Origin of the sequence: Methylocella tundrae (genome assembly GCF_901905185.1) — a bacterium.
Taxonomy (GTDB): domain Bacteria; phylum Pseudomonadota; class Alphaproteobacteria; order Rhizobiales; family Beijerinckiaceae; genus Methylocapsa; species Methylocapsa tundrae.
The window spans coordinates 1-8,289 of the sequence record NZ_CABFMQ020000103.1; the positions used below are offsets into that span (position 1 = coordinate 1).

The following is an 8,289-nucleotide window of genomic DNA, read 5'->3' on the forward strand; positions in this document are numbered from 1 at the left end:
ATGATGATCTCCCGATCGAAATGACGGCCCTTGAAAAGATCTTCAATGTTCAGCATCCGGGTTCGGGTCCTCTCCAAAGGCGTGTTCACGCCAAATATGCCGCGCTTTCGCCGTTTGCACCAGAACCCCATCGAACACTTCCAGGACAACAGAAACAACGCCCTACGCCTGTTCGCCGGGTAAACCCGGACTTTACTGAATCGCCCTGTTGCTTGAAGAGCGTCAGCGAACGTTACCGCGTATGCATGGAGGTGCTTGCGGTCAAACGAGGCGAGCTTGCCCCTTGAGGCTTGTCCGGTTTGAAGCTAGCTCCGGCCCAACCGTCGAGGCCATCTTCCGGTAGGATAAAACTGGGCACAGTCAGAGCGGCGGACATTTGGTCACGGAGGCTCCGAGTCGCTACGTCGACGCGTCCTCAACGCCGCGTGAATCTCGCCACAGGAAACGCAGAAGAATCTCTTTTGGACGCTGGACGCGTCTCAGCGGGGTATGCCATCGCTCGAGTAAACCAGACTCGGAAGCGCTTCATTGGAAAAGAGGCATTCATGAAACTGTTCGAGGCAGGCGTCCCGTGCGAAAAGCTGGGCGAGACGGCGGCCATCGCCGAGCGCCGGGTGAGTTCCTTCCGCACTGAGGCGGTCGATCTCAGCGGCAACGGCCGCGCTATCGCCGGCAGGCGCGAGAATAGAGACGCCTTGCAGAACGTCGTACAGTTCGGTGCCGGGGTCCGCCGTTGCAAGCACCGGCTTGCCGCTCGTCAGCATTCCGCCGAGCTTGGACGGCAAGACAAGATCGGCCGCGCCGCGGCTTTGAGGCAGCACGTGAAGATCAGGGAGGTTTAGCAGTTCACAGAGCCGCTCCTCCGGCTGCAGAGGAAGAAAATGCAGCCTCTTCAAGTCGCCGTAATCGCGTTGAAGCCGCTCCTTTTCAGGACCGTCGCCGGCGATGACGAAGTGGATATTTGGTCTGTCGACCAGCTTGCGCGCTGCATCCAGGACGACTTCGAGCGCCTGTTTCACGCCGATGTTGCCAGCATAGAGCACGACGAAATCGGACTCGGTCAACCCCAGTTCGGCCCGGAAGCCGTTCGGCTCGGCGAGCGGCTTGATTTTGGTCAAATCAACCCAGTTACGCACGATAGCGATTCGACCCGCCTCCACGCCTTTGTCGATGAGACGTTTGCGCATTTGCTTGGAAATCGTGACCAATGCGTCAAATCGACGGAGCAGGAAAGACTCGGCTCCCAAAATAAAGCGCTTGAGGAAGCCGCCCTTCAGGTGGCCGACGGCGAACGCGGCGTCGACTTCGAGATCCTGCACATGAAGAAGCACCCGGGCGCCCAGCAATCTGCCGAGGAGCCCGACAGGAGCGACGAATAAGGTCGGCTCGATGCAGAGGACCAAGTCCGGCCGGAAGCGGATCAACTGCCATAAAGCGACGGGCGCCGAGGACACGGCGAAGCTGAGCGGCGCGATCAGCCGCCAAACGCCGCGCATGTCGCTTCGCAGCGCTATCGGGCAACGCAGGACTTTAACGCCGTCCCGGACTTCGCTCGCGTAGCGGCCGGCTCGAAACGGCGAAGCGACCCGCCAGCCCGGATAGTGCGGCGGCGCGGTGATGACGGTGACGGCATGACCCCGGTCCGCCAGATAAGCGCCGATTTCGCCCGTAAAGCGGCCGACCCCGATTTTCTCGGGAGCGTAATTTTCACCATAGATGAGGATTTTTTGGCGCGATTGAGCTTTGGCGATTGATTGCGGCATGGAAACTCTAGGTTCGAAGTTGGTCAAGGCGAAGCACACGAACGAGTCCGAGCTAAAACAGCCGGATATAAATCCGAGTCTTTGCCAAATAAATGTGCGTCAAAACACAACAATATTGTTTTTGGCCATCCTCCCGGCTCCCATGGCGCCGCCGCTCGGATCTTTCTCAAAAGTATCGAGGCAATATTTCCCCGTTTCGCGGGAGCGTCTAAAGCATTTCGCAATAATTCAAAGTCTTCGGCGATACAAGTCCCGAATGGCGATGAACGCAGATTTGATCGTCGTGTTTGCGCTCAAGGAAAACGGCGGCATCGACCGTAAGCCCGGGCCAGGACTTGAAAAACGCCCTTCCAAAGATGGGGCGAGGCAAGACAGATGAGTTTCAACCGGCGCTTACGGAGGCTTTGGAAGCTTGCGAGAGCGAACCAGCCGAACGTGATGGGACGCAATCAAGGGCGAACTTCGCCTCTTTAAGCGCGCAGAATACGCCCTCGCGTCTGCAACATCCGCGCGCGCCTTCAGGGTCCTGAAAAGCGAGTTTGAGAACCCGCCGCTCTTTCAGCGGCGCCTTCGAGGTCGTCCTTATGATCGCTTATCCTAAAGCCTTTTTCGTGAGCGGCCTTGGGCCCCGGATCGCCCTGTCAGACGTCCTACGCGGCGTTCGCCTTCCGATTTTCCCAACTCTGCGGCGCCGTCAGGATTCCTATTCCGAATTGGCCTTGGTCATAAGAATCGACGATCTCTTCCGTATGGTAGTCATGCGCAATTTCCCGCCACAGAGGCGCGACAGTAATATCCTTATCGATTTTACTTTCGAGTATATCGTGGAAAACGATCAGCCCGCCCGGACGCACCAGAGTGCGATAGCGCAGGTAGTCTTTCTTCACTCCTTCGTAAGAATGGTCGCCGTCGATGAAGAGCACATCGACGGGCGAGTCGTTCAAGGCATTAACAGTCTTGTCGAAGGTCGCTTCCTTATGGGAATCGCCTCTGATCAAGTGCAACGTCTGCGACCTGCCGACAAAGCGCCGAAAAATAAAGCCCTTCCATGCTGGATAACCGCCCCCATATAGCCCGGCCGGGAGATCGATGCTGACGAGACGCGCATTCGGATCCGACACGCACGAGAGCAGAAAGAGACTTCCGCCCCGCGCCGTGCCTATCTCTACAACCGTTTTCGGCTTGATCGCTGCGACTCGTTCGATGAATCGTTGAAGCTCGTGCTTGTTCTGAAACGGGCGAAGCATTCCATCAAAGCGAATGAAGATTAAGTCAATCAACTCAGCAGGAGTCCTTTGCCGCATATCCCCGCTCAGCGCGGAGAGAACCAATGGAACATTCTTTAATTCGCCAACCGTCCGCCAATAATACCAAACCCGCCGCGCCGGCGCAGACAACCATCGAAACCGGTCGCTACGAACGATGCGTTTGGCGGCGCGTCGCAAAGCAGTAATCGAACCGCTATCTGACATCGGTAGCTCCCTGAACTGGTCTTTCGGAAACATTATGCGCAGACGGACGGCTCGCATGAGCGGCGCCGAACTTTGGTTGCGATCGGTCGCAAATTGCACGGCTATAACAAGATATACCTGAAGGCGCGGCGATAGCAACGGCGATCGGCGATGATGACACAGGCATCTGTTGAGAGGCTGCCGGCCTGCTGTGGCGCTTCGCCGCTCGCAGCCCACCGATGACGCCGCCGTGGAACAAGGGACAGGGCGCCTACAGGGAGGAGCGCGCGGCAAATCTACATTGCTCCCATTCGTCATCTCATTGAAAGGATGCGTCCGGAAAGCGACGAAGCATTGCCGAATGGAGAACGGTTGTGTGTCTGATCGTCGCGTCACGCTTCGCAAGCCGCCTCCACGCTCAATTGACGCTCGCTCGCAAAATTGACGGACGCGGCTGAGGCCTTGATCAAACGTCGGAATATCTACGAGGCGCCAGCCCCGTGCGACATTTCGGCGATCGTGCCGACATGAGCGTATCCGAGGCAGATTTAGCGTTTCGAATGATACGCATCAGCGGTTGCGCCCGATGGTCATTCTCACTCCTGCGCAAGTTTATGTCCGCCGATCGGTTGATCGAACGCAGAGAGAGCCGTACGCAGAGCGGACACGTATCGCCCCAACGAGAGTTCGCCCTTGACGACCAGATAAAGGCCGATCGCGATTTTGCGCAGAAACTCCGATAGGCCGGCCCGTCGAGCGTGGCGAGCGACGACGAAAAGGCTGCCCGGATAATATTTGCCGCGTAGCCCCGGCGGCTTGTCGCGATGGCCGACCAACGCCTCATCGCGCAGGACGCTCAGCCGGGCCACATCGAAGATTCGCAGCGCGTAGTCGACGTCCTCCGCACTCGCCAATGCTGTGCCGACGCCAAGCTTTTCGTCGAATTCCCCGACAGCGGCCGCAACCGAGCCGCGGACGAATATGGTATTTGAAGAAGATTTTCGCACGACTGCGCTGCGAGACGCCGACGTGAGCGCCGGAGCGCTCCAATCGCCGCTCCGCGGCTTCGCTCCATAGCGGCAAAACCAGAAATCAAGATTGGCATGATCGCGAAAGAGGCCGACGACGCCCGCGAGAAATTTGTCTGGATACCACGCGTCGTCGTCCGGAAATGCGACTACGGCGCCTGCGTCCATTACCCCGGCGGCGCGCTTCGGGCTAAGGAGCATATTGCGCGCGACCGATAAGGGAACGAACCGATCGACGCAGGAGCATTCGACGAAGGCCGGAAGATTGGTCCGCAGTGTAGTAAGCCGATCCTCCGAGCAATTCTGAAAGAGAATGCACAGGGTCAACGCATCGTCTGGCAAAGTCTTCGCGGACTCGGCGATCGATTTCACCATTCGATCGAAAAGCGTCAGCCTGGAGCCTGCCGCGTCAACTGTCGATATGAGAAGAACCTTCATTGGGCCCTCGATTGCTCTTTGCGGTGCTCTAGCCGACGTTCGGCGTCCCTAATTGCTTGGCCTCTGTGGCGCTGGGGCCCTCTAACGTCGCGGTCGGCGCCCGGGGCCATACGCGACCGAAGCGATCACATTCTCGTGATTACCAAGGTCTTCGCTGTGTCCGATGATATCTTATGATATTTATCAGTCGTACGGAATGCTCTGTGCAGAGAGTTTTTCGTGCCGTTGTCCGATCACCCAAATTGGATGCCTCTGACTTAGCCAGGTCTAGCAGACCTGGCTTTTTTCATCTCCCCTCCCGCGGTCAAGGCCAAACTCCATACAAGCCCTAACCGCGCCGCTATCTGCATGACCGAAACGAGGAAGCCTTCCAACGGGACCCGTAACGCGCTTCCAAGCGGTTCCCAACGCCTCCTAGCGGAATCCCTGTCTGTTTCCATCGACGCTTTCCGGATCGGCGGATCCCAGATCAGCATGAGTCAATGTTTCCCAGCTGGAAATCCAACCAACCTGCGCCCCAATGTTCGACGCAAAAAGCGACCCAAAGGGCGGCCTATATTTCCACAAACGCGGATCATTCGGATCTCGTCCAGCCGCCCCGGCTTCCATTGGACGGACTACGTCAACGCCTGTCTGTCGCAAAATTTGCAGAAGCCGCCGCACATGGGGCAAGGGCGTTCCCATCCGATTCGCGTAATGGTTGTATGCAATTTCATACGCATCAACCAAACCATAGGGGATCAACTGCGCCGTCATCGACTCCGGCGGCGGGACGCCGAGGCGAAGCTCCGCCGCCGTCTCCATGAACACGGTCAGCCGCTGCGCCTGTGGCGCGTACATATCCAGGCCCTGATGCCACGCTATCTCGGCTACATTGATCTCCGATGCGAAACTTTCCTCGACATGAGCCAGATCTCGGGCGGTTTCAGCCGTATATCCAGGCAGATAAGTTACGGGCGCGCCGGCCCAGACAACGCCTGGATCCTGCGTCGCGACGGACCTCTTCATGCCAGTTGCATCGTCTCCGAATTTTCCATGAATAAGCTGATCGCTCCATTGTTCTTGATGCAACTTGATCCACGGCGTCCAGTCTGTTGGAAGACTCGCCTCGTTGAGCTTGAGCAAAAAGGCGTCCGACGGGGTTACGTCCGGCGCCCAATAATCGCCAAGATAGGGCGCCGCGCCATCCTCCGAGAGATAATGGTAGGCCGGGATGTAGTTCATCCAGTGATTCATCGCCACATAAAAGGCCGCACGATCTTCACTATAGACGCCAATAGCGGCCAAGGCGTTGATGATGGCGAACTCGCGGTTTCCAAAAGCGATGCGTTGATGCAACGGAGGTAGAAATACGTCGTTGAACCATTTGCCGACGACGCGATGCCCATTCCAGTCCGGATATGTCGACCTCAGCAACTCGGCCGCGAGCGGGAAAACCGATCCAGCCCATGCGGCCTCAAGGTACCAGTTTCTTCCGACGTGGGACGTGACCGTGTTCGCATAGGTCTCAAGAATCCCCGCGGCGTTTTTGGCGTAAACATCATTATCCGAGAAATACCACATCAAAGCCTGCGTGTAGGCGGCATTGGCATCTTTCATCTCCTGTGCGAAGCCATGATCGTCTGCGCCGGAAAAGCCTGCCGAGATCACTGTCGGCGGCGTCGCCATTTTCTTCAGGTAATCCGGGTCTGCGAAGCTCGACGTTTTCATTTTTTCAAACTCGATCGCCCAAGGCTGTTCCCCCGCCGCAATCTTTTGTTTGATAAATTTCAGCTCCTTCAGATCGCTAAGAAGTCCTGGGTGTTTGAATGCGAAATCGACCTCCACTTGCACCGCGGCGTTGTCCGTATCCGCAGGTCTTAGCTTCAGCAAATGGGCAAAATCGTAATCGCGATCTCCGACCTTTACGCGGAACGGCTGTAATTCTCTCCCATCGTGGCCGATTCGCATAACCGCAAGACCAAGCTTGTTTGCAGCTTGCGCCTCAGAGACTGCTTCCCCTCGAACAGGCTGATTTTGCGGCAAGCGAATCGCAGGCGCCGTTTGAGCGAGGAGGTTCGAAGAAGCGAAGCACGCCGATGCAAGAATGGCCAGCAATCGGTTCTTCATAGCCCGCTCATTTCCAGAACCCTAGCGGCTACGATATCCCCATCGCAGCCGTTCCAGCACAACGTTGCATTCTACCTCAATTTGGAGCCGGCGCCTAAAGGCATGGATAGCCAGCACCGGCCGCTCGCTCAAGACCGCCATACATTCGCGATGCGAAAGCTCGTTTCAGCGCCTGTCCGCTTCTGTCGGCGCTTAACTCCGCTCCGTTTGACGACGTTCGGCGCGCCGATCGACTCGCGTTGGATTCGCGAGCACGCCAACAAAAGACGAGACGACGCGTCCCGGAAACGGCAATCGACGCGGTCCAGCGCGATTCCTCATGCGAAGTAGATGGTTATGGCCGCAAAGGGCCGCAGACCGACCGGCTCATTCCCATCGGACATAACCGTTCAACCCAAGGTCGATCTCGTGCCTGCGCGCGATCTCGACTTTCACACGCGCCCAATGCACGCGTGATTGATCGCCTTCGGCAAGGCCGTAGCCTTTGGATAGCTGGCCCGCCTCATAATAGGCTTGGGTGCCGAACCTCTCGATAAGAGCCGCCGCGTCTGCTTCAATGCGGCGGCATCGCTTCCATCGTCGCCGGAGCCATGGCAATCGGGCCGCGATCTTCCCGACCCATGAAATCGTCGCACTCGGCGCCGGTTGTTCAAGGTCGACAGGGTGAGTATTCGACATTGAACACAACTCAAACGGATGCCACGCGGGCTCGGAAATGATTGTCTCGCGATCCACAAACTTCATATTCGAAGCGAAACGCCCATCTTCCTACTAATTGACCAACTTCCTGTTAGGTGTCAAATGAATATTCTCGTTATTCAATATTAAATAGTGAACCGCCCCGGGTTTGCCGGAGGCCATTTGGTTTGAGTCACGCCGCCATGGCGGGCTCCTCGATTTGCGCATAGTAGCGCGCTTCGGCTTCGGCGGGCGGAATGTTTCCGATCGGCTCCAGCAGTCTGCGATTGTTGAACCAGTCGACCCATTCGAGCGTAGCGAACTCGACCGCCTCGAAGCTGCGCCACGGCCCGCGCCGCCAGATGACCTCGGCCTTGTAAAGCCCGTTGATCGTCTCGGCGAGCGCATTGTCGTAACTGTCGCCTACGCTGCCGACCGACGGTTGGCTGTCGTTCGCACAACGCCTGCTCGAGCGCGTCGAGCACGAAGCCCGCATGCGCCGTGCGCGACGCGCGCCAGCCGACGATCCGGCGAGCGAAAGTGTCGATGACGAAGGCGACATAGACGAAGCCCTACCAGGTGGCGACATAGGTGAAGTCGGACACCCACAGTGCGTTCGGCCGCGGCGCCTGGAACTGCCGGTTGACCTTGTCGAGCGGACAAGGCGCCAAGCGGTCGCTCACCGTTGTTTTCACGGTTCTGGTGCAAACGGCGAAAGCGCGGCATATTTGGCGTGAACACGCCTTTGGAGAGGACCCGAACCCGGATGCTGAACATTGAAGATCTTTTCAAGGGCCGTCATTTCGATCGGGAGATCATCAT

Annotated in this window: 6 protein-coding genes and 1 pseudogene; 1 reads left to right on the plus strand and 6 read right to left on the minus strand. The window is 57.6% G+C overall.

All coding sequences use genetic code 11. The features are described from left to right. Positions 1 to 287 (plus strand): hypothetical protein (locus MPC4_RS20980; RefSeq protein ID WP_210253672.1); only part of this gene is annotated, 287 nt, incomplete at its 5' end. 192 nt (positions 288 to 479) lie between these two features. Here the strand turns inward: MPC4_RS20980 and MPC4_RS16120 are convergent. The 6 genes and pseudogenes from MPC4_RS16120 to MPC4_RS16145 form a co-directional block, all read right to left on the minus strand. Beyond that, entirely contained in the window at positions 480 to 1,763 is a 1,284-nt protein-coding gene (locus tag MPC4_RS16120; RefSeq protein ID WP_174513418.1) for a WcaI family glycosyltransferase, read from the minus strand. A gap of 650 nt (positions 1,764 to 2,413) precedes the next feature. Further along, positions 2,414 to 3,235: a class I SAM-dependent methyltransferase gene (locus MPC4_RS16125; RefSeq protein WP_174513419.1), complete on the minus strand. Its 822-nt coding sequence runs from the start codon at positions 3,233 to 3,235 to the stop codon at positions 2,414 to 2,416. Positions 3,236 to 3,810: 575 nt separating this feature from the next. Further along, positions 3,811 to 4,680: a hypothetical protein gene (locus MPC4_RS16130; RefSeq protein ID WP_174513420.1), complete on the minus strand. Its 870-nt coding sequence runs from the start codon at positions 4,678 to 4,680 to the stop codon at positions 3,811 to 3,813. A gap of 414 nt (positions 4,681 to 5,094) precedes the next feature. After that, entirely contained in the window at positions 5,095 to 6,789 is a 1,695-nt protein-coding gene (locus MPC4_RS16135; protein WP_174513421.1) for a hypothetical protein, read from the minus strand. 366 nt (positions 6,790 to 7,155) lie between these two features. Further along, on the minus strand, positions 7,156 to 7,467 hold the full coding sequence (locus MPC4_RS16140; RefSeq protein ID WP_174513422.1) for a hypothetical protein: 312 nt from the start codon (positions 7,465 to 7,467) through the stop codon (positions 7,156 to 7,158). Between the two features lie 193 nt (positions 7,468 to 7,660). Further along, a pseudogene (locus MPC4_RS16145) lies at positions 7,661 to 8,168 on the minus strand (DDE-type integrase/transposase/recombinase); the annotation flags it as partial. Between the last annotated feature and the right edge of the window lie 121 nt (positions 8,169 to 8,289).

What these genes read in the sequence shown, in the direction of transcription:
- MPC4_RS16120 (WP_174513418.1), bottom strand. Translation starts at nt 1,763, where the DNA reads ATGCCGCAATCAATCGCCAAAGCTCAATCGCGCCAAAAAATCCTCATC.
- MPC4_RS16125 (WP_174513419.1), bottom strand. Translation starts at nt 3,235, where the DNA reads ATGTCAGATAGCGGTTCGATTACTGCTTTGCGACGCGCCGCCAAACGC.
- MPC4_RS16130 (WP_174513420.1), bottom strand. Translation starts at nt 4,680, where the DNA reads ATGAAGGTTCTTCTCATATCGACAGTTGACGCGGCAGGCTCCAGGCTG.
- MPC4_RS16135 (WP_174513421.1), bottom strand. Translation starts at nt 6,789, where the DNA reads ATGAAGAACCGATTGCTGGCCATTCTTGCATCGGCGTGCTTCGCTTCT.
- MPC4_RS16140 (WP_174513422.1), bottom strand. Translation starts at nt 7,467, where the DNA reads ATGTCGAATACTCACCCTGTCGACCTTGAACAACCGGCGCCGAGTGCG.